The organism is Roseateles chitinivorans (genome assembly GCF_050632145.1).
Lineage (GTDB): Bacteria > Pseudomonadota > Gammaproteobacteria > Burkholderiales > Burkholderiaceae_C > Roseateles > Roseateles chitinivorans_B.
In genome coordinates, this window is the sequence record NZ_CP192577.1 from 1,995,745 (window position 1) to 2,014,746 (window position 19,002).

At 69.8% G+C, this 19,002-nt stretch carries 16 protein-coding genes and 1 pseudogene; 10 read left to right on the forward strand and 7 right to left on the reverse strand.

The genetic code is table 11. The annotated features are described in order from the left end of the window. The first annotated feature begins 57 nt into the window (after positions 1–57). The 5 genes and pseudogenes from ACQ86G_RS09155 (at position 58) to ACQ86G_RS09175 (ending at position 5,034) form a co-directional block, all read left to right on the forward strand. Positions 58–932 (forward strand): annotated as a pseudogene (locus ACQ86G_RS09155) (branched-chain amino acid ABC transporter permease). 4 nt (positions 933–936) lie between these two features. Beyond that, on the forward strand, positions 937–2,922 hold the full coding sequence (locus ACQ86G_RS09160) for an ABC transporter permease subunit (protein WP_431260288.1): 1,986 nt from the start codon (positions 937–939) through the stop codon (positions 2,920–2,922). 27 nt (positions 2,923–2,949) lie between these two features. After that, positions 2,950–3,699 carry an ABC transporter ATP-binding protein gene (locus ACQ86G_RS09165; protein ID WP_431260289.1) on the forward strand — a complete coding sequence of 250 codons (750 nt, stop codon included), beginning with the start codon at positions 2,950–2,952 and terminating at the stop codon, positions 3,697–3,699. Between the two features lie 180 nt (positions 3,700–3,879). Further along, positions 3,880–4,755: a DUF707 domain-containing protein gene (locus ACQ86G_RS09170; RefSeq protein ID WP_431260290.1), complete on the forward strand. Its 876-nt coding sequence runs from the start codon at positions 3,880–3,882 to the stop codon at positions 4,753–4,755. A gap of 129 nt (positions 4,756–4,884) precedes the next feature. Then, on the forward strand, positions 4,885–5,034 hold the full coding sequence (locus ACQ86G_RS09175) for a hypothetical protein (RefSeq protein WP_431260291.1): 150 nt from the start codon (positions 4,885–4,887) through the stop codon (positions 5,032–5,034). Between the two features lie 56 nt (positions 5,035–5,090). Here ACQ86G_RS09175 and ACQ86G_RS09180 read toward each other — a convergent pair whose 3' ends face one another. Beyond that, positions 5,091–5,861 (reverse strand): SDR family NAD(P)-dependent oxidoreductase, encoded by a 771-nt coding sequence (locus ACQ86G_RS09180; RefSeq protein ID WP_431260292.1) that lies wholly within the window; start codon positions 5,859–5,861, stop codon positions 5,091–5,093. Positions 5,862–5,967: 106 nt separating this feature from the next. Between ACQ86G_RS09180 and ACQ86G_RS09185 the strand changes: the two genes are divergently transcribed. From ACQ86G_RS09185 to ACQ86G_RS09195, 3 genes are all read left to right on the forward strand, one after another. Then, a complete protein-coding gene (locus ACQ86G_RS09185) occupies positions 5,968–7,029 on the forward strand; it encodes a LysR family transcriptional regulator (protein ID WP_431260293.1) in 1,062 nt (353 codons plus the stop codon). 118 nt (positions 7,030–7,147) lie between these two features. Further along, complete coding sequence (locus ACQ86G_RS09190) at positions 7,148–8,674, forward strand: diguanylate cyclase (protein ID WP_431260294.1); 1,527 nt, start codon at positions 7,148–7,150, stop codon at positions 8,672–8,674. Position 8,675: 1 nt separating this feature from the next. Continuing rightward, positions 8,676–8,858 carry a hypothetical protein gene (locus ACQ86G_RS09195; RefSeq protein ID WP_431260295.1) on the forward strand — a complete coding sequence of 61 codons (183 nt, stop codon included), beginning with the start codon at positions 8,676–8,678 and terminating at the stop codon, positions 8,856–8,858. Between the two features lie 19 nt (positions 8,859–8,877). On the opposite strand, the gene ACQ86G_RS09200 is transcribed toward ACQ86G_RS09195, so the two are convergent. From ACQ86G_RS09200 to ACQ86G_RS09210, 3 genes are all read right to left on the reverse strand, one after another. Beyond that, positions 8,878–10,170, reverse strand: a complete 1,293-nt coding sequence (locus ACQ86G_RS09200) for an RNA polymerase sigma factor (protein WP_431260296.1) — start codon at positions 10,168–10,170, stop codon at positions 8,878–8,880. An 87-nt stretch (positions 10,171–10,257) separates the two neighbouring features. Then, complete coding sequence (locus ACQ86G_RS09205) at positions 10,258–10,668, reverse strand: VOC family protein (RefSeq protein WP_431260297.1); 411 nt, start codon at positions 10,666–10,668, stop codon at positions 10,258–10,260. Between the two features lie 109 nt (positions 10,669–10,777). Continuing rightward, positions 10,778–11,143 (reverse strand): YciI family protein, encoded by a 366-nt coding sequence (locus tag ACQ86G_RS09210; protein ID WP_431260298.1) that lies wholly within the window; start codon positions 11,141–11,143, stop codon positions 10,778–10,780. Positions 11,144–11,368: 225 nt separating this feature from the next. Between ACQ86G_RS09210 and ACQ86G_RS09215 the strand changes: the two genes are divergently transcribed. Both ACQ86G_RS09215 and ACQ86G_RS09220 read left to right on the forward strand, forming a co-directional pair. Continuing rightward, positions 11,369–12,508 carry a sensor histidine kinase gene (locus ACQ86G_RS09215; protein ID WP_431260299.1) on the forward strand — a complete coding sequence of 380 codons (1,140 nt, stop codon included), beginning with the start codon at positions 11,369–11,371 and terminating at the stop codon, positions 12,506–12,508. A 40-nt stretch (positions 12,509–12,548) separates the two neighbouring features. Continuing rightward, a complete protein-coding gene (locus tag ACQ86G_RS09220; protein WP_431260300.1) occupies positions 12,549–13,349 on the forward strand; it encodes a LytR/AlgR family response regulator transcription factor in 801 nt (266 codons plus the stop codon). A gap of 42 nt (positions 13,350–13,391) precedes the next feature. Here ACQ86G_RS09220 and ACQ86G_RS09225 read toward each other — a convergent pair whose 3' ends face one another. From ACQ86G_RS09225 to ACQ86G_RS09235, 3 genes are all read right to left on the reverse strand, one after another. Next, on the reverse strand, positions 13,392–14,639 hold the full coding sequence (locus ACQ86G_RS09225; RefSeq protein ID WP_431260301.1) for a nucleoside recognition domain-containing protein: 1,248 nt from the start codon (positions 14,637–14,639) through the stop codon (positions 13,392–13,394). A 177-nt stretch (positions 14,640–14,816) separates the two neighbouring features. Further along, positions 14,817–15,818 (reverse strand): HD domain-containing phosphohydrolase, encoded by a 1,002-nt coding sequence (locus ACQ86G_RS09230; RefSeq protein WP_431260302.1) that lies wholly within the window; start codon positions 15,816–15,818, stop codon positions 14,817–14,819. Continuing rightward, positions 15,818–18,898 carry an MHYT domain-containing protein gene (locus ACQ86G_RS09235; RefSeq protein ID WP_431260303.1) on the reverse strand — a complete coding sequence of 1,027 codons (3,081 nt, stop codon included), beginning with the start codon at positions 18,896–18,898 and terminating at the stop codon, positions 15,818–15,820. The genes ACQ86G_RS09230 and ACQ86G_RS09235 overlap by 1 nt, the downstream gene beginning before the upstream one ends. Between the last annotated feature and the right edge of the window lie 104 nt (positions 18,899–19,002).

Genomic DNA, 19,002 nt, shown 5'->3' on the forward strand with positions numbered 1-19,002 from the left:
AAGCGGGCGCCGTCCATCCGGCGGCGCCTCCGACTTCCCAGCAGTTCCGGACTCCGTATGCAGATCCTGACCCAACTGGTGTTCAGCGGCATCGCGCTCGGCATGATCTACGCGGTCATCGCCTTCGGCTACCAGCTGACCTTCTCGACCTCCGACACCCTCAACTTCGGCCAGGGCGACGCGCTGATGCTCGGCGCGCTGGTGGGGCTGACCCTCGTCGGCCACGGCGTCAACTACTGGCTCATGATCCCGATCGTGTGCCTGTTCGGCGCGGTGCAGGGCGCCTTCGTCGAGCGCATCGGCGTGCGGCCCGCCATCAAGATCAAGTCGGAGTTCGGCTGGATCATGTCCACCATCGCGCTGGGCATCATCTTCAAGAACGTGGCCGAGAACGTCTGGGGCCGCGACGACCTGAAGTTCCCTCGCCGCTGCCTGAGGCGCCGATCAAGTTCCTCGGCGCCAACGTGCTGCCGATGGAGATCCTGGTCGTCGGCGGCGCGCTGGCGATGATGCTGGCGGTCGAGCTCTTCAACCGCCGCTCGATCTACGGCCGAGCCGTCGTGGCGACCTTCAACGACCGCGACGCCGCCAAGCTGATGGGCATCAACACCGGGCTGGTGATCACCTTCTCGTATGCGCTGTCGTCGCTGACGGCGGCCTTCGCCGGCGTGCTGATCGCGCCGCTGACGCTGACCGGCGCCACGATGGGCGCGGTGCTCGGGCTGAAGGCCTTCGCCGTGGCCATCATCGGCGGGCTGACCTCGGGCATGGGCATCATCGTCGGCGGGATCATCCTGGGCATCGCCGAGACGACCACCGGTTTCTACCTGTCCACCGGCTACAAGGACGTGCCCGGCCTCGTGCTGCTGCTGATCGTGCTGGCGTTCAAGCCGGCCGGCCTGTTCGGCAAGACCGCGATCAAGAAGGTCTGAGTCCATGAGTGCCACTCCCAAGACCCTCCAGGACGCCAAGAGCCCCAGGATCGATCCGAAGAAGCTCGTCGCCGGCGCGATCGCGCTCGTGGCGCTGCTCGCGTTCCCGCTGGTGTCCGGCAACCCGTACTACATCCATCTGGTCGAGACGATCCTGATCTACGCGATCGTCCTGTTCGGGCTGGACATCGTCGTGGGCTACACCGGGCAGGTGTCGCTCGGCCACGCGGGGCTGTTCGGCGTCGGTGCCTACACGGCCGGCGTGCTGGTCATGAAGTTCGGCCTGCCGATCTACCTGACGCTGCCCGCGGCGATCGCGGTGACGGCGGGCTTCGGCGCGCTGCTGGCGCTGCCCGCGCTGCGCGTGACCGGCCCCTACCTGGCGATGGTGACGCTGGCCTTCGGCACCATCATCCAGATCCTCATCAACGAGATGGACTTCCTGACGAACGGGCCGATGGGCATCACGCTCACCAAGCCCCAGCTGATGGGCCACACGATGACGGAGGACGAGTACTACTGGCTCGTCGTGGTGATGCTGATCGCGTCGCTGGTGTTCGTGCACCGCGTGCTGCGCTCGCATCTGGGCCGAGCGTTCGAGGCGCTGCGCGGCAGCCCGGTGGCGTCGGACTGCATGGGCGTCTCGGTCTACCGCTACAAGGTCTACGCGTTCGTGATCAGCGCCGGACTGGCCGGCCTGGCCGGCGCGCTGTACGCCTACTCCGAGCAGTACATCTCGCCCAACACCTACAACTTCGAGCTGACGGTGTTCTTCCTGCTGGCCATCATCATGGGCGGCCGCAAGACCCGCACCGGTGCGCTGCTGGGCGCGGCGATCGTCGTGGTGCTGCCCAAGCTGCTCGACGACCTGGAGCTGTTCCGCTACGTGTCGGTGATCTTCGCGATCCTGGTCACCGCCGTCACCGTGGTGGCGTACCGCCGCGGCAAGGTCGACCTGAAGCAGGCGGCGATCCCGGTGGTCGGCAGCATCGCGCTGGCGGTGCTGTCCTTCGTGCTGCAGTCGATGACCGACTGGCGGCTGTCGATCTTCGGCCTGATCACGCTGTTCGTCGTGTACTACCTGCAGGACGGCATCGTCGGTTTCGTGCGCAACGCGCTGCACCTCAAGGCCAAGCCGGTGGGCGAGGGCGGTCCGGTGGCGGAGAAGCCCTCCGACGCGATCTCCCAGGCCGCGGGTTCAGGCGCCGGCGCGGGAGCCGGCGACGAGATCCTCATCGACGCGCGCGGCGTGCTGATGCAGTTCGGCGGACTGAAGGCGCTGAACAACGTCGACCTGCAGGTGCGGCGCGGCACCGTCCACGGCCTGATCGGGCCGAACGGCTCGGGCAAGAGCACGATGATGAACGTGCTCACCGGCATCTACGTGCCGACGGCGGGCGAGCTGAAGTTCCTCGACCGCTCGCTGGTGGGGCGGACCTCGGCGGACATCGCGCTGTCGGGCATCGCGCGGACCTTCCAGAACGTGCAGCTGTTCGGCGAGATGAGCGCGCTGCACAACGTGATGGTGGCGCTGCATCACAGCTTCGGCAGCAACCTGGTGCAGGTGGCACTGCACTCGGCGCGTTACAACGAGGAGGACGCGAAGGCGCGCGCCCGGGCCCTGAGCCTGCTGGAGTTCGTCGGCCTGTCGGACCTGGCGTTCGAGGAGGCGCGCAACCTGCCTTACGGCAAGCAGCGGCTGCTGGAGATCGCCCGCGCGCTGGCGCTGGATCCGCGGCTGCTGCTGCTGGACGAGCCGGCCGCGGGGCTGACCGCGCCCGACATCAAGGAGCTGATGCGCATCATCGGCAAGATCCGCGACCACGGCATCACGGTGATCCTGATCGAGCACCACATGGACGTGGTGATGGGCATCTGCGACGTGGTGTCGGTGCTGGACTTCGGCCAGAAGATCGCCGAGGGCAAGCCGGCGCAGGTGCAGGCCGATCCGAAGGTGATCGAGGCCTACCTGGGCGGCCAGGCGGCTTGAGCGCGCAATGCAACGGAACGGACTGACATGCTGAAGATCGAGCAACTGCATGCCGGCTACGGCAAGGTCGAGGTGCTGCACGGCATCTCGGTGGAAGTGCCCAAGGGCAAGGTGGTGACGCTGATCGGCTCGAACGGGGCCGGCAAGACGACGACGATGCGCGCGGTGTCGGGGATGATCGCGCCGAGCGCCGGCCAGATCACGCTCAACGGCAAGCGCATCGACGGGCTGGAGTCGTATCACATCGCCCGGCTGGGGCTGGCGCATTCGCCGGAAGGCCGCCGCGTCTTCGCGACGATGAGCGTCACCGACAACCTGCGGCTGGGCGCCTTCCCGCGCTACACCGGCGCGCGGCCCAAGGGCGACGTGGAGGCCGATCTCGAGAAGGCGATGGAGCTGTTCCCGCGCCTGAAGGAGCGGCGCCTGCAGCTGGCGGGCACGCTGTCCGGCGGCGAGCAGCAGATGCTCGCGATGGCGCGGGCGACGATGCTCAATCCGGAGGTCGTGCTGCTGGACGAGCCGTCGATGGGTCTCGCGCCCATCCTGGTGGACGAGGTGTTCCGCATCATCGCGCGTCTGAAGTCGGAGGGCGTGACGATGCTGCTGGTGGAGCAGTTCGCCGCGGCGGCGCTGGCGGTGGCCGACTACGGCTACGTGCTGGAGAACGGCCGCATCTCGCTGCATGGGCCGGCCGAGAAGCTGCGCACCGATCCGGCGGTGAAGGCCGCGTATCTGGGCGGGGGCACTGATCGGCGGTCACTGACGACAGGTCAATGACGGCAGGTCCGCGGCAGGTCAGCGGCAGGCGGACCGCCGTTCGTATCGACATCGACACGAACGGGGTCGAACGTGTCGGCGGTTCAGCAGGCCGGCCAAACCGGCGATACGTCGCACCGCTTCAATGACGGCACCGCGCGGATCTCACCGCGACGGGGACCGTCCTTGCTGGAGCGACCGATGCCGACCCTTTCCCTGCCTGACCGCCCGCGCCGCAATCTCGTGATCGTGCGTGCGGGCGATGGCTCGCTGCATCCGCAGTGGGTGGCCGGACCGCGGCGCAACTTCGATCTGCTGGTGTCGTACTACGGTGCGATCGAGGGTTTGCATGCCGACACCTGCGACCTGTACGAGCGCCGGCGCGGACCGAAGTGGCCGTGCCTGGGCGAGCTGCTGGACCAGCAGCCGCAACTGGCCGACCACTACGACGCGGTCTGGCTCCCGGACGACGACCTGGCGGTGGACACGGCGACGATCTCCCGCATGTTCGACCTTTTCCATGCGCACGGGTTGGCGCTGGCGCAGCCGGCGCTGACGCGCGAGTCGTACTTCACCTTCGACACGCTGCTGCGGCAGGAGGGCTTCCTGCTGCGTCACATGGGCTTCATCGAGGTGATGGCGCCGATCTTCTCGCGCGAGTCGCTGCGGCGCTGCCAGGCCTCCTTCCACCTCAGCCGGATCGGCTGGGGACTGGACTTCGTGTGGCCGGGCCTGATCGACAACGCGGACCGGCGTCGCATCGCGGTGCTGGATGCGACGCCGGTGTGGCACACGCGTCCGGTGCGGGGCGGCGATCTCTACAGGAACCATCCGGATGCGGATCCGAAGGAGGACGAACGCCGTGTGCTGGCGCGGTACGGGCGGGAGGCGTCGCGCTTCTTCGCGAAGTACCAGTTCTTCGGCGGCGTGCGCGAGGTGAGGCCGCCGCTGGGACAACGCCTCACGCTGGCGCTGCGCGGCCTGAATGCGAAGCGGCGCTGGTTGCGCCGTCGGAAGCAGCTGCTCGAGCGCGGCATCGTGCCGACGAGGGGCGGCGAGAAGACGGGGACGGTGTGAATCCCGCAGGTCCCTACTTGAAGCAGTAGGAATCGGGTGCGGGTCGACCGTGAATGCGCAGGTGCCGGCCAAGCCTCGACTGCCTAGAGTGACTGCATCGCCCAGCCGGGCTTCAAGCAGTCGAGGTGAATGCATGACGACCGAATCCAGGAGAGCCTGGACTACCAGGCCAGCCGGCAGGCAGGACTGAAGCATCTGCAGCGCCGCTATCCCGACTGCCTGGGCGAGGTCGTCCAGCGCGCGCAGGAGCCGCAGGCAAGGTATGCGCACGCCGGATGATCCGCGGCGAAGGGGCGTCACGGACGCCGCCTTCGCCTGCCGTCAGGGCTGGTCGGTCAGACGAACATCCCGCCCGACGCCTCCACGCGCTGCGCGTTGATCCAGCCGCTGTCGTCGGACAGCAGCGAGGCGACGACCGGGCCGATGTCGTTCGGCAGGCCGGCGCGGCCGAGCGCCGTGACCGACGCGATGAAACCGTTCACTTCCTTGCTGTCGCGCACCGCGCCGCCGCCGAAGTCGGTCTCGATCGCGCCCGGGGCCAGCGTGTTCACACGGATGCCCCGTGCGCCGAACTCCTTGGCCATGTAGCGAGTCATCACCTCGACGCCGCCCTTCATCGTCGCGTACGCGCCGTAGCCAGGCACCGTGAAGCGCGCCAGGCCGCTCGACACGTTCAGCACGCTGCCGCCGTCGTTGATCAGCGGCAGCAGCGCCTGCGTCAGGAAGAACGGGCCCTTCAGGTGCACGCGCATCAGCTCGTCGAACTGGGCTTCGGTCGTGTCGGCGACCGGCGTGTGGACCCCCATGCCGGCGTTGTTGACCAGATGATCAAAGCGCTCGCGCTGCCAGTGCTGCTTCAGCGTCTGCTTCAGCGCCTCGGCGAAGGCCGGGAAGCTGCCGCTGTCGCCGACGTCCAGCTGCAGCGCCGCCGCCTGGCCGCCGAGCGCGCGGATCTCGTCGACGACCGCCTGCGCTTCGCCCTGCTGGCTGCGGTAGGTCACGATGCTGTCGATGCCGCGGCGCGCCAGGTGCACCGCCGCGTTGCGGCCCAGGCCGCGGCTGCCGCCGGTGATCAGCGCGATCTTGGTGGTGGATGAGGTCGTCATGGGAAGCTCCTGTGGGGCGTGTTGATCGGATGCAGGCACTTTATTGATCGACAGATGGCGTATAAACCGCCTAAGTCTGATTTGACCGTTCGTCCAAGGTGAACAAATGAGCGACGACACCGCCCTGTCCCCGCCCTCTGCCTCGCCCTCGCCCGCACCGATGTCGGCGGCGACCGATGCCGCGAAGACCGCCGCATCGGTCGCCGCCGCAGTGGGCGGGACGGCGTCTCCCCCGCCATCGATCGACACGCTCCAGGTCTTCGTCCGCGTCGCGGAGCTGGCCAGCTTCACGCAGGCGGCACAGAGCCTCGGGTTGCCGAAGGCGAGCGCTTCCACCGCGGTCCAGCGGCTGGAGGCCAGCCTGGGTACCCGTCTGTTCCATCGCACGACGCGGCGCGTGCAGCTGACGCAGGACGGCCAGGCCTGCTACGAGCGCTGCAAGGACCTGCTCGCCGACCTCGACGACATGCAGACGATGTTCCAGCCGGCGGCCAGCGGGCTGCGCGGCCGGCTGCGGGTCGACATGCCGATGCGGGTGGCACACGACATCGTCGTGCCGCGGCTGCCGGAGTTCCTCGCGGCGCATCCCGGGCTGGAGCTGGAGCTCAGCAGCACGGACCGGCGCGTGGACCTCGTGCGCGAAGGCTTCGATTGCGTGCTGCGGGTCGGACCGCTCAGCGACTCCAGCCTGGTCGCGCGGCCGCTCGGCGCGATGGAGATGGCGAACCTGGCGAGCGCCGGGTATCTCGCGGCGTTCGGGACGCCGCAGTCGCTGGAGGATCTCGCGCAGCATCGACTCATCCAGTACGCCACGACGCTCGGTCAGCGCTGCCCCGGCTTCGAGTGGTGCGACGCGTCCGGCGCGACGCGTTTCGAGCCGATGGCGGGCGCGCTGACCGTGAGCGACTCGGGTGCCTACACCGCGGCCTGCCTCGCGGGCCTGGGCATCGTCCAGGTGCCGCGCCACGGGTTCGAGGCGGAAGTGCTCGATGCCCGCCTGATCGAAGTGCTCCCGCAATTCCGGCCCGCGCCGATGCAGGTCCACCTGCTCTATGCGCACCGCCGGCAACTCCCCCGGCGCGTCCAGGCCTTCATGCAGTGGCTGGCGGACCTGATGGCGGCACGCTTGTTGCCGCTATCCTCTGCATCCTCGGCCCCCGCCTCCTGAACCCCTCCGCTCAATTGCGTTCCGACCCCCTCTTGGATCCGCATTCCGCCCTTGCCCGGCAAGCCCGCGCCGCCCTGCAGGCCGGTGATGCCGTCGCCGCGCAGTCGCCCGGCGAGGAGTGGCTGCTGCTGGCGCTGGAGGAGGGGACGACGCGCAGCGTGCGCAGGCGCTGCTGCATCTGGCCCGCTGCGATCGGGTGCTGCATCGGCCCGGCGAGGCGCGGGCGCGCAGCGAGCTCGCGGCGCGTCTGTTCCGGCAGCAGGGCGACACGGTCGGCGAGGCCGGCGCGCTGTCGGTGCTGGCGCACAGCGCATCGACGGCCGGGCATCACGAGGAAGCGATCGAGGCGGCGTTGCTCGGCCTGCGGCTGGCGCAATCGCGCGGCGACGGCGCCGCGTTGGTGGTGGCGCTGCAGGACCTCGGCGCCTGCCATGTGTGGGCGCGCAATTTCGACAAGGCGGCGGAAGTGCTGCGGCAGGCCGCCGACGCAGCCAACGCGAGCAAGCCCCGGCTCAGCCCGTTGATCGCCTGCCTCTGGCTGGCGCTCGGGTCACTGCTGGCCTATGCGGGCGAACGCGAGCAGCGCGGCCAGCTGCCGCCGCTGGGACCGCTCGAAGGACATCTGATCAACGCGCGGCACCTGCTGTCCGAGGGCGACGCCGAGTCGCACTGCTGGTGGACGCTGATGCAGACGATGGCGCAGATCTGGAAGGGCGCCACGGCGTACGCGCAGCCGGAGCTGCAGCAGACGCTCGCGCAGCTGCCGGAGCAGGAACGTCATTGGCTCGTCGCCTTGGCGGGCTGGGTGCAGGCGGAACTCGCCTGGGCGCGTCGCCTGTGGCCGCAGGCGCGGCGCGCGGCGGCGCAGACGGTGACGGCGGCGGACGCGGTCCAGCATGAGCCGCTGGCGCAGCTCGGCGAACTGATCGCCAGCCAGATCGAGGAACAGCAGGGGCAGCCGCAACGCGCGCTGCAACGGATGCGCGCGCTGCGCGAGCGCGAGGCGCGCGTGCGCATCGCCAGCCTCGCGAGCCGCGAGGCGACGGTGCAATGGCAGCTCGACGCGCGCCGCAGCGAGCGCGACCGTGCGCAGCTCGCGGACGAGGCGCTGCGGCTGGAGAAGCTGTCGATGGAGGATCCGCTGACGGAACTCGCGAATCGCCGCAGCTTCGAGGATCACGCGCGGGCGCAGCTCGCGGGCGGTGGCGTGGTGAGCCTGGCGCTGATCGACGTCGACCACTTCAAGCAGGTCAACGACCGGCACTCGCACCTGGTCGGCGACCAGGTGCTGAGCGAGATCGCGCGACTGATGCGGCAGCACGTGCGCGAGCACGACGTCGCCGCGCGCCTGGCCGGCGACGAGTTCGTGCTGCTGCTGCGCGGCGCGACCGAGGACATCGCGCAGCAGGCCTGCCTCCGGCTCGACGAGGCGGTGCGCAAGCATGACTGGTCGACGGTCTCCGAGGGCCTGCAGGTGAGCATCAGCATCGGCGCCGCGCAGCGCCAGGAGGGCGACACGCTGGAGACGCTGATGGCGCGCAGCGACGCCGCGATGTACGCCGCCAAGCGCGAGCGCAAAGGCGCCGCGATGGCGGGCACGTGGCTCACCGATGAGAGCGAAGGCGAGGGCGATTCGCCGGATTGATATGGATCAAGACGTGCGTCTCTATGACGCCATTGTGTGGACTCGGAACCCCGAGTCGATCGGCCAGCGCATTGCCATTTGGGCAGTCGATGGCGACGATGCCCTGCGCCAACTTTTCGGCCAATTCGGCGAGGACATCATCTACACGCTCAAGAACGAGGAAGAGGCGAGTCGCATCCGATAGTGCGCGATCGGGAGGGACCTCAGTGCCCCTGTTCCCTCGCCCGCTTGAGCAGCAGCTCCCGTTCGCGCGCATTGCCGGTCATCGCGGCGGCGCGTTCGAATTCCTCCTTCGCTTCGGCGTTGCGGCCGAGCTTGGACAGCAGGTCCGCGCGTACGCTGGGCAGCCAGTGGTACTGCTTCAGCGCGGGCTCCTCCATCAGGCGGTCGACGATCTCCAGACCGACCGCGGGTCCGAAGGCCATGGCCAGCGCCACGGCGCGATTCAGTTCCACGACCGGCGACGGTTGCCGCACGGCGAGCGCTTCGTAGAGCGCGGCGATGCGCGGCCATTCGGTGTCCTCGGCGCGCCGTGCCCGCGCATGGCAGGCCGCGATCGCCGCCTGCAGCGCATACGGCCCCAGGCCTTGGCCATCGTCCAGCTCGGCGGCGAGGCGATCCGCCGCCTCCAGCGCCGTCAAGCCGCGTTCGATCGCCGCCGCGTCCCAGGTCGTGCGGTCCTGTTCCAGCAGCAGCACCGGCTGCCCTTGCGCATCGACGCGTGCCGCGGCACGTGAGGACTGCAGCTCCATCAGCGCCAGCAGGCCCAGCACCTCGCCTTCGCGCGGCGCGAGCTTCACCAGCATGCGCGCCAGCCGCAACGCCTCGTCGCACAGGTCCTGCCGGATCCAGCGCTCGCCGCTGGTGGCGGCGTAGCCTTCGTTGAAGATCAGGTAGAGCACCTCCAGCACGGCGGCCAGCCGCTCGGTCAGCGCCTCGCCGCGCGGCAGCTCGAACGGCACGTTCGCCTCGCCCAGCGTGCGCTTCGCGCGGACCAGGCGCTGTGCCACCGTCGGCTCCGACTGCAGATACGCCCGGGCGATCTCGCCCGTCGTCAGTCCGGCCACCATCTTCAGCGTCAAGGCCACGCGCGCTTCCAGGCTCAGCACCGGATGGCAGGCGCAGAACATCAGCCGCAGCACGTCGTCGCCGATCTCGCGCGCCGCGCGATCGTCGTCCAGGCTCTCGACGAAGTCCGGCACGATCATCGCCTCGCGCGCGTCGAGCTCATGGCCGAGCTGTTCGAGCTTGTCGCCGCTCAGCTTCACATGACGCAGCCGGTCCAGCGCGCGGTGCTTGGCCGTGGTCATCAGCCAGGCCGCGGGCTTGTCGGGCAGGCCCTGCGTCGGCCAGGTCTCCAGCGCCGCGACGAGCGCGTCCTGTGCCAGTTCTTCCGCCAGCGGCACGTCGCGCGTCAGTCGCGACAGGGCGCCGATGATCTTGGCGGACTCCTGCCGCCAGACGGTCGTGATCGCGCGATGGGTCTCGTCGGTCATGCGCGCGATCGTACGGCCTCACGCCGACCCCTGCCGCACGACATGCCGGGCGGGACGCCGCGCGATCGTGCCCGACCGCGCGCGGCTTCAGGCGCCCGGGAACTGCGTGATGTCCATGTACATCAGCTCCCAGATGTGGCCGTCCGGATCCGCATACGCCTGCGAGTACATGAAGCCCATGTCCTGCGGCTCGCGCGGCACGGTGCCGCCGGCGGCCAGCGCCTTGGCGATCAGCTCGTCCACCTGCGCCTTGCTCTCGCAGGACAGGCAGGTCAGCACTTCGGTCGTCGCATGCGCGTCCGAGATCCTGCGCGGCGTGAAGGTCTGGAAGAACTCCTCGACCAGCAGCATCGCGTAGATGTCGTCCGAGATGACCATCGACAAGGCCTGCTCGTTGGAGAACTGCGGATTGAACGCGTAACCCATCGCGCCGTAGAAGCGCTTGCTGCGCTCGACGTCCTTGACGGGCAGGTTCACGAAGATTTGCTTGTGGCGCATGAGGAAGCTCCAGGGTCGGTGTTGGGGGAATGCGGTGGGTGTCCACATGCCCACGACGGTTCGCTCCCACCGATTTCGACAGGCCGTCGTGCGGCCCTCGAAAAAATTCTCAGGCCTTCGATTCCGCGTAGCACGGCACCATCGAGCGGACCTCCACCGTGCACCACTCCGCCGCCGGGCATTCGCGGGCGATCGCCAGCGCCTCCTCGCGGGTCGTCACGTTCAGCCAGAAGAAGCCGCCGACCATTTCCTTGGCCTCGGCGAACGGGCCGTCGACCGTCGTCAGGCGACCGTCGCGTTTGGCGACGCGGGTCGATCCGTTGACCGACTGCAGCGACTGCGCGGCGTGCAGCAGGCCCTGCGCCTGGAGCTGGTCCGCATACGCGGTCATGCGGTCGTAGGCCTCGCGGCCTTGCTCCGGCGTGCGCGCCTCGCGCTGGCCGACAGGTTCGTTGATCAGCAGGATGTAGCTCATGCGGGTCTCCGTGGAATGCGGGCGGGATGCCGGGGACGTCCGCCGGGCGAGGCGGGTCAGCGGGCTATTGGACACCACCCGTCCCGGGCCCTGTCAAAGGTCAGGGCTGGCCGCCGGGGAACCGCCGTCGCCGTCCACGCCGTCTGCCGGCCATCCACCCGGCGCGCTGTCGATCCGTCGCTCCCCCCGGCCACGTGCCCGCGGCGGCTCCCTACACTGCGCCGCATGACTCCCGCCCCGTCCCGACCCCTCTGGCGCGATACCCGTCGGCTGCGCGCCTCGTGGCACGCCTGGCTCAGCAACGACGTCCAGCCCAGCGGCCCCGGATGGCTGCAGTGGGTGTGGACCGTGCTGTTCTCCTGCGCGCTGGCGGTCGGCTTCACGGTCCTGGGCTTCCTCCTGAACGCCCGCACCGCCCGCTGGACCGATCCCGCGATCTGGGCCTGGTGGTACTGGAAGAACGTCATCGTCTGCCTGACGATCGGCCTGACCATCCAGACGCTGTTCACCCTCCTCGTGCCACTCTTCGGCGGCCGCGCCGGCATCCGTGCGTGGGCGGACTGGCAGCGGACGGTGTTCTTCTCCGGCGTGCCGCTGCTGGGCGTGCTGATCGGCTGGGTGCCGGGCATGTGGATGGCGGGCCTGGCGAACTGGGCCCGGCTGGACTGGTCCCAGGGCGGGAAGATCATCGGCATCACCGCGGCGCTCTCGTTGTGCATCACCTTCGTGCTGCATCACTGGTTCGCGTCGAAGAACCGCCAGCTCAAGGCCGAGCGCCGCGCCACCGAAGCCCAGTTGCGCCTGCTGCAAGGCCAGATCGAGCCGCACTTCCTGTTCAACACGCTGGCCAACGTCCATTCGCTGATCGACTACGACGCGCCCAAGGCCAAGGAGATGCTGGGCGCCTTCACCGCCTACCTGCGGGCCTCGCTCGGCGGCCTGCGACGCGAGACGGGGCCGCTGGACGACGAGCTGTCCCTCGCCACCGCCTACCTCACGGTGCTGCAGACGCGGATGGAAGACCGCCTGCGGTTCGAGATCCACGCCACGCCGGAGGCCCGCCTCGTGCCGCTGCCGCCGATGCTGCTGCAGCCGCTGGTGGAGAACGCGGTCCACCACGGACTCGAACCCAAGATCGAGGGCGGCACCATCCGTGTCGACGCCGCGCTGGACGCCGGCTTCCTGGTGATCGAGGTGCGCGACGACGGCGTCGGCCCCGGCGCCTCGCGCCGCACCGGCAACGGCATCGCACTGTCCAACCTGCGCGAGCGCCTGATGACGCACTACGGCGACCGCGCGTCGCTGACCCTCGAACCCGCCGAGCCTGGCTGCCGCGTCGCGCTGCGCGTGCCGCTGGATGTCTGAGCGCCCGAGGGCCTGATCCCTTCCTTTCCCATCACCGACCATGACCGCACCCACCGCGCTGATCGCCGACGACGAACCTCATCTGGCCCGCGCCCTCGCGGCGCAACTGGCCGCCGTCTGGCCGGAACTCGACATCGTCCACATCGCCCGCAACGGCCAGGAGGCCGCCGAGCAGATCGCGGCGTTGCAGCCGGACCTGGCCTTCCTCGACATCCAGATGCCGGGGCTCACCGGCCTGGAGGTCGCCGAGGGCATCGAGGGCGACACGCGTGTCGTCTTCGTCACCGCCTACGACCAGTACGCGGTCCAGGCCTTCGAACAGGAGGCGATCGACTATGTGCTCAAGCCGGTCGAGGCGGAGCGCCTCACCCGCACCGTCGAGCGGATCCGCCGGGCGCTGGCGACGCGGGCAGCGGGCGCGACCGGCGACGACGGCGACAACGGCGTGGATGCGCGACTGCTCGCCGCCCTGCAGCGCCTGAACGCACCGGCCGGCGCGGCGGCGAAGGCGTCCGGACTGTTGCGCTGGGTCCGCGCGACGCAGGGCGACCTGATGCATCAGGTGCCCGTCGACGAGGTGCTCTTCTTCCGCGCCGACGACAAGTACACCTGCGTCCAGACCGCGACGACCGAATACCTGATCCGCACGCCCATCCACGAGCTCGCCGCCCAGCTCGACGGCGAGCGCTTCTGGCAGGTGCACCGCTCGACCATCGTGAACCTGGACCATGTGAGCGGCACCCGCCGCGACGAGCTGAGCCGGCTGTTCGTGCGCGTGCGCGGTCATGCGAGCGAGCTGCCGGTCAGCCGCGCCTACGTCCACCTGTTCAAGTCGATGTGACGCCGCCGGCCGGCGGCGAGCCCTGCGGCCGTCGGCGCCGTCTCACTTGAAGAACCAGTACCCCACCAGGATCGCGCCCACCAGGCCGACGACGTCGGCCAGCAGCCCGCAGGTCAGCGCGTAGCGGGTCTTCTTGATGTTGACGCTGCCGAAGTAGACGGCCAGCACGTAGAAGGTGGTCTCGGTCGAGCCCTGGATGATTGCGGCGAGCTTGCCCTCGAAGCTGTCGACGCCGTAGGTCTTGAGCACGTCCACCATCAGCCCGCGCGCGCCGCTGCCCGACAGCGTCTTCATCAGCCCGACGGGCAGCGCGGGCACGAAGTCCGTCGGCAGGCCCAGCGCGGCCACGCCGGCGGCGATGCCCCTCACCACGAACTCCATGCAGCCCGTCGTGCGGAACACCGAGATCGCCACCAGGATCGCGATCAGGTAGGGAATGATCTGGATCGCAACGCCGAAGCCCTCCTTGGCCCCTTCGACGAAGGACTCGTAGACGTTGATGCGGCGCCACGCGCCCACCGCGATGAACATCGCGATGATGCTCAGGATCACGCCGCTGCCCAGCAGGCCGATGGTCTGCGACATCACCTCCGGCGGATAGCTGTGCAGCCAGCCGAAGACGGCCGCCATGGTCGCGATGAAGCCGCCGACGAACACCAGCACCGGCGCGCTGAACAGGTTGATGCGCTGCACCCAGGCGACCGCGATCAGCCCCGACATGAACGAGATGAAGGTCGCGACCAGCGTCGGCAGGAAGATGTCCGCCGCGTTGAAGCCGACCAGACCCTGGTCCACCGCCATCGCCTGGCGGATCGCGATCACCGAGGTCGGGATCAGCGTGATGCCGGCGGTGTTCAGCACCAGGAACATGATCATCGCGTTGCTGGCGGTGTCCTTCTGCGGATTCAGCTCCTGGAGCTCCTTCATCGCCTTCAGGCCCAGCGGCGTGGCGGCGTTGTCCAGCCCCAGCATGTTGGCCGAGAAGTTCATGACCATCGAGCCGCCGGCCGGGTGGCCGCGCGGCACCTCCGGGAAGATGCGGCCGAAGAACGGCCCCATCGCCCGAGCGAACAGCTGGATCACCCCCGCGTTTTCGCCGACCTTCATCAGGCCCAGCCACAGGCTCATCACGCCGACCAGGCCGAGCGAGATGTCGAAGCCGGTCTTGGCCGTGTCGAAGATGCCGGTGAGCACCTGCGTGAAGATGGTCAGGTCGCCCTGGACCAGTCGCGCCAGCGCGACCGCGAAGCCGATCAGGAAGAACCCGATCCAGATGAAGTTGAGCACCATGGGCGCGCATTATTCCGGTGCCGCGTGCATCGGGCGGCCGCGACTGGGGATTGCGAGCATCACCTTGTGGGGGCGGGTCATAACCGGCGTCGGATCGCCTCGACGGCCCGGCTCGACGGCGGTTCACCGGCGGTTCAGCGGCGCCGGCTCAACGGGGAGGGCCCGGCGGGCCGCCGCTCAGCCTTCTTCGAGGAAGCGCTCCCGCACTTCCAGCACCTGCGGCAGCACGCCGATGAAGAGCTCCACCAGCGCCGGATCGAAGTGCCGGCCGGCCTGCGCGCGCAGGTGCTCGACGGCCTGCTCGATCGGCCACGCCGGCTTGTAGGGCCGGATGCTGGTCAGCGCGTCGAAGACGTCGGCGATGGCGACAATGCGCGCTTCCTGAGGGATCGCCTCGCCGGCCAGACCCTCCGGATAGCCGCTGCCGTCCCACTTCTCGTGGTGGCCCAGCGCGACCCGGCGCGCCAGCCCGAGCAGACCGGTCGTCTGGTCGCCGAGGATCTCCGCGCCGATGGCCGGATGGCGGCGCATCACCGTCCACTCCGCCTCGGTCAGCGGACCCGGCTTCTGCAGGATCGCGTCGGGGATGCCGAGCTTGCCCACGTCATGCATCGGCGCGGCGTGCAGCAGGTCGTCGGCCTCCTGGTCCGTCCAGCCGGCGGCCAGCGCCAGCAGCTGCGCGTAGTGGCTCATCCGGACGACGTGCCAGCCGGTCTCGTTGTCCTTGTATTCGGCGGCGCGACCGAGCCGCTGCACGATCTGCAGCCGTGTCTCGCGCAGCTCGTCGGCGCGCACCAGCGACAGGTGGGTGCGCACCCGCGCGCGCACGACCGGCGGGCTCACCGGCTTGGCGATGTAGTCCACCGCGCCGGCCTCGAAGCCCTCGGTCTCGTCGCGCGAGTCGGCCAGCGCGGTGACGAAGATCACCGGCGTCCGCTTCGTCGCCGGTTGCGACTTCAGCACCCGGCAGACGTCCAGGCCGGACATGCCCGGCATCATGATGTCGAGGAGGATGAGCTGCGGCGACTCGCTCTTCGCGAGTTCGAGCGCCTTCTGGCCGTCGCGCGCGAACAGCAGCCGGTAGTCGTCCTGCAGGACGTGCCGCAGCACCTGCAGGTTGGCCGGCTCGTCGTCGACGAGCAGCAGCTTGGGGCGATGGTCGGCGGTCACGAGGTCCATCATCGCGCACCTGACGCCGCCGCGGCGGCCGCGCTCAGCTGCGTGCGCAGCGATTGCAGCAGCAGCAGCGCCGCGTCGAAGTCGAAATCGTCCAGGGCCTGCGACAGCGGCGCGATGCGGTCGACCCCGAAGGCGGTCCGGAGCGCGGCCAGCGATTCGTCGTCGAGCTCGCTGCGCTTGAGCGCCGCGGCCAGCCGGTCGATGAGCGTCTTCTTCTCGCGGAGCTCCTGCGCCACGGCGACCGCCGTGGCCGACGGTTCCGCCAGCGGCATCGACGCGCTCGCCGCGAAGCCGGACGGCGTGCCGTCGAGTTCCGCGACCGCATCCAGCGTGTCCTGGAGCGCCAGGGCGAGCGTGTCCACCAGCGCCATCAGGTCGTCCTGCCTGCCGAGCCGCAGCGCCGACTCGACCGGCTGCGCGGCCGCGAGCAGCCCCGGCATCGCCAGGCTGCCGGCCACGCCGCGCCAGCGGTGCACCAGTCCGCGCATCTCGATCCATTGCCGCGCGTGCGTCAGCTGATGCAGCCGGGCGACGCCGTCGCGCTGTTCCTCCGCGAAGCGGCGCAGGCCGCGCTGCCAGGCGGTCACGCTGCCCCAGAGCCGCAGGCCCTGCTGCCAGTCCAGCGGTCCCGCCGAGGCACCGGAGATGCGGGTGTCGGTCGCATGCCGCGTCGACGGCACCGGGCCGGCGGCGGCCGGCGAGCGGCCCGGTGTCAGGCCCAGCACGCGGGCGATCTCGGCGAACAGCCGCGCCGGCTCCACCGGCTTGACCGCGAAGCCGTCCATGCCGGCGGCCAGCGCCGCCTGGCGGTCCTCCTCCAGCACGCTGGCGGTCAGCGCGACCACCGGCGTGTGGCCGCGGCCCTGCGCATGCTCGAAGTTGCGGATCCGGCGCGTCGCGCCCAGGCCGTCCAGCCCGGGCATGTGGACGTCCATCAGCACCGCGTCGAAGCGTCCGTCCGAGAAGGCCTTCAGCGCCTGCAGCCCGTCCGAGGCCAGCGTGACCTGGTGACCCTCGCGGCCCAGGATGATCTGCAGCAGCTCGCCGTTCTGCGCCACGTCGTCGGCGACCAGCAGCCGCAGCGGCGGCAGCGTGACGGTCACTTCGGCGGCCTCCGCCTCGGCGGTCGCGGCGTCGCCCGCTGGGAGCGGCAGCCAGACGTGGAAGGTGCTGCCCCGGTCGACTTCGCTCTCGACCGTGATGCGGCCGCCCATGCGCTCGACCAGCTGGCGCGAGATCGTCGTGCCCAGCCCGGTGCCGCCGAACCGCCGCGTCGTCGAGGCGTCGGCCTGCGCGAAGGCGTCGAAGATGCGGTCCAGCCGGTCGGCGGCGATGCCGATGCCGGTGTCGATGACGGACAGGTGGATCTGTCCGCCTTCCACGCGCATGCGCAGCGTGACCAGGCCGCGCTCGGTGAACTTGATCGCGTTGCCGACCAGGTTCAGCAGCACCTGCTGCACGCGCAGCGGATCGCCCTGGAAGAAGCGCGGCTCCGCGCTCGGATAGTCGAGGTACAGGGCCAGGCTCTTGCGCTGCGCCAGCAGCTTCAGCGAGTTCAGCGCCTGCTCGCAGACGGTGCGCAGCGAGAAATCGACGACCTCCAGCTCCATCGCCCCCTTGTCGAGCTTGGCGGTGTCCAGGATGTCGTTCAGCAGCGAGAGCAGCGAGCGCGCCGAGCCGCGCACCGTCGTCAGGTGGCGGCGTTGCGAGTCGGTCAGCGTCGTGTCCAGCAGCAGCTCGGTGAAGCCCAGGATGGCGTTCATCGGCGTGCGGATCTCGTGGCTCATGTTGGCCAGGAAGGCGCTCTTGGCCGCGGCGGCGGACTCGGCCCGCTCCTTGGCGTCCTCGAGCTGGCGCTGCAGGCGCTTGGGTTCGGTGATGTCGAGGATCACGCCGTCGATCCACTGCGGCGCGCCGCGGGCGTCGCGCACCGCGCGGCCGCGTTCGGAGACCCAGCGCTCGCCTGCCTCGCGGGTGTGGACGCGGTACTCGATCGAATAGGGCGCGTCGGCGGCGACGGCCGTCTCGACGGCCGCGTTCACGCGTTCCTGGTCGTGGCGGTGGATCAGCGCGGCGAAGTGCTGCGTGCCGTCCAGGAAGTCCTGCGCGGCCCAGCCCGTCAGCTCTTCGACGGCATCGTTGATCAGCAGCATCGACCAGTCCGCGTCCATGCGGCAGCGGAAAGTCACGCCGGGGCTGTTGGCGATGACGGTGCGGTACTTGGTCTCGCTGTCGCGCAACGCCTGCTCCATCGTGAGCATGCGGCGACGCTCGTCCATCAGGTCGGTGTTGAGCCGGCGCAGCGCCAGCAGGCCGTTGGCGCCGGCGGTGATCGCGCTGATCGCCAGCGCCATCACGGTCACGGCGAGCGCGAGCCAGCCGGCGTTCTCGATGCTGCTGTTGCAGGGGCCGTCGCCCAGGCCGACGAAACGCGCCGCGCCCATGGCCGTGTAATGCATGCCCGCGATCGCGCAGCCCATCACGATGCCGCCGAGCGCGATCGCCCAATACCGGGGGATCCGGCCGGCCAGGCCGAAGCGGATCCACAACGCCAGCATCGCCAGCAGCACGGCCACGACGATGGAGGCGCCGAACCAGAGCGGGTCATAGCGCAGCGCGATGGACATCTCCATCGCCGCCATCCCCATGTAGTGCATCGCGCCGATGCCCGCGCCCACGAGCACGCCGCCGACGATCAGCCGCCAGGTCTCGAGCTGATGGCGGGCCAGCAGCGCCAGCGCGACCCAGGAGGCGATCAGCGCCGGGATCATCGACAGGGCGGTGATCTTCGCGTCGAACCCGACCTGCGCGCAGAGCTGGAAGGCCAGCATGCCGATGAAGTGCATCGACCAGATGCCGCCGCCCAGGGCCAGCGCGCCGGTGGCGAGGATGGCCTGCCGGCGCCAGCCCTTGGCCGGCTTGGCCACGCCCGCGACCTGCAGCGCCAGCGCCGAGGTCAGCGAGGCGACGACCAGCGACAGCAGCACCAGCGGCCAGTCATACCGGCCGGTGAGCAGCGGCGTCGGGGCGCCGTCGCGGAACAGGAAGAACTGCGGCAGGACCGCGAGGAGGTCGGACACGGCGGGAGCAGGGCTTGAACTCGCGCGAGCGCAAGACCTGGGCATGGGAGGAGGGCGTCATGGTGCCAAGAAGCGCCGTTCGCCATACGGCACAAATGCGCGGC

Excerpts from the sequence above, each read along its gene's own strand:
- ACQ86G_RS09160 (WP_431260288.1), top strand. The coding sequence starts at position 937 with ATGAGTGCCACTCCCAAGACCCTCCAGGACGCCAAGAGCCCCAGGATC.
- ACQ86G_RS09165 (WP_431260289.1), top strand. The coding sequence starts at position 2,950 with ATGCTGAAGATCGAGCAACTGCATGCCGGCTACGGCAAGGTCGAGGTG.
- ACQ86G_RS09170 (WP_431260290.1), top strand. The coding sequence starts at position 3,880 with ATGCCGACCCTTTCCCTGCCTGACCGCCCGCGCCGCAATCTCGTGATC.
- ACQ86G_RS09175 (WP_431260291.1), top strand. The coding sequence starts at position 4,885 with ATGCATGACGACCGAATCCAGGAGAGCCTGGACTACCAGGCCAGCCGG.
- ACQ86G_RS09180 (WP_431260292.1), bottom strand. The coding sequence starts at position 5,861 with ATGACGACCTCATCCACCACCAAGATCGCGCTGATCACCGGCGGCAGC.
- ACQ86G_RS09185 (WP_431260293.1), top strand. The coding sequence starts at position 5,968 with ATGAGCGACGACACCGCCCTGTCCCCGCCCTCTGCCTCGCCCTCGCCC.
- ACQ86G_RS09195 (WP_431260295.1), top strand. The coding sequence starts at position 8,676 with ATGGATCAAGACGTGCGTCTCTATGACGCCATTGTGTGGACTCGGAAC.
- ACQ86G_RS09200 (WP_431260296.1), bottom strand. The coding sequence starts at position 10,170 with ATGACCGACGAGACCCATCGCGCGATCACGACCGTCTGGCGGCAGGAG.
- ACQ86G_RS09205 (WP_431260297.1), bottom strand. The coding sequence starts at position 10,668 with ATGCGCCACAAGCAAATCTTCGTGAACCTGCCCGTCAAGGACGTCGAG.
- ACQ86G_RS09210 (WP_431260298.1), bottom strand. The coding sequence starts at position 11,143 with ATGAGCTACATCCTGCTGATCAACGAACCTGTCGGCCAGCGCGAGGCG.
- ACQ86G_RS09215 (WP_431260299.1), top strand. The coding sequence starts at position 11,369 with ATGACTCCCGCCCCGTCCCGACCCCTCTGGCGCGATACCCGTCGGCTG.
- ACQ86G_RS09220 (WP_431260300.1), top strand. The coding sequence starts at position 12,549 with ATGACCGCACCCACCGCGCTGATCGCCGACGACGAACCTCATCTGGCC.
- ACQ86G_RS09225 (WP_431260301.1), bottom strand. The coding sequence starts at position 14,639 with ATGGTGCTCAACTTCATCTGGATCGGGTTCTTCCTGATCGGCTTCGCG.
- ACQ86G_RS09230 (WP_431260302.1), bottom strand. The coding sequence starts at position 15,818 with ATGGACCTCGTGACCGCCGACCATCGCCCCAAGCTGCTGCTCGTCGAC.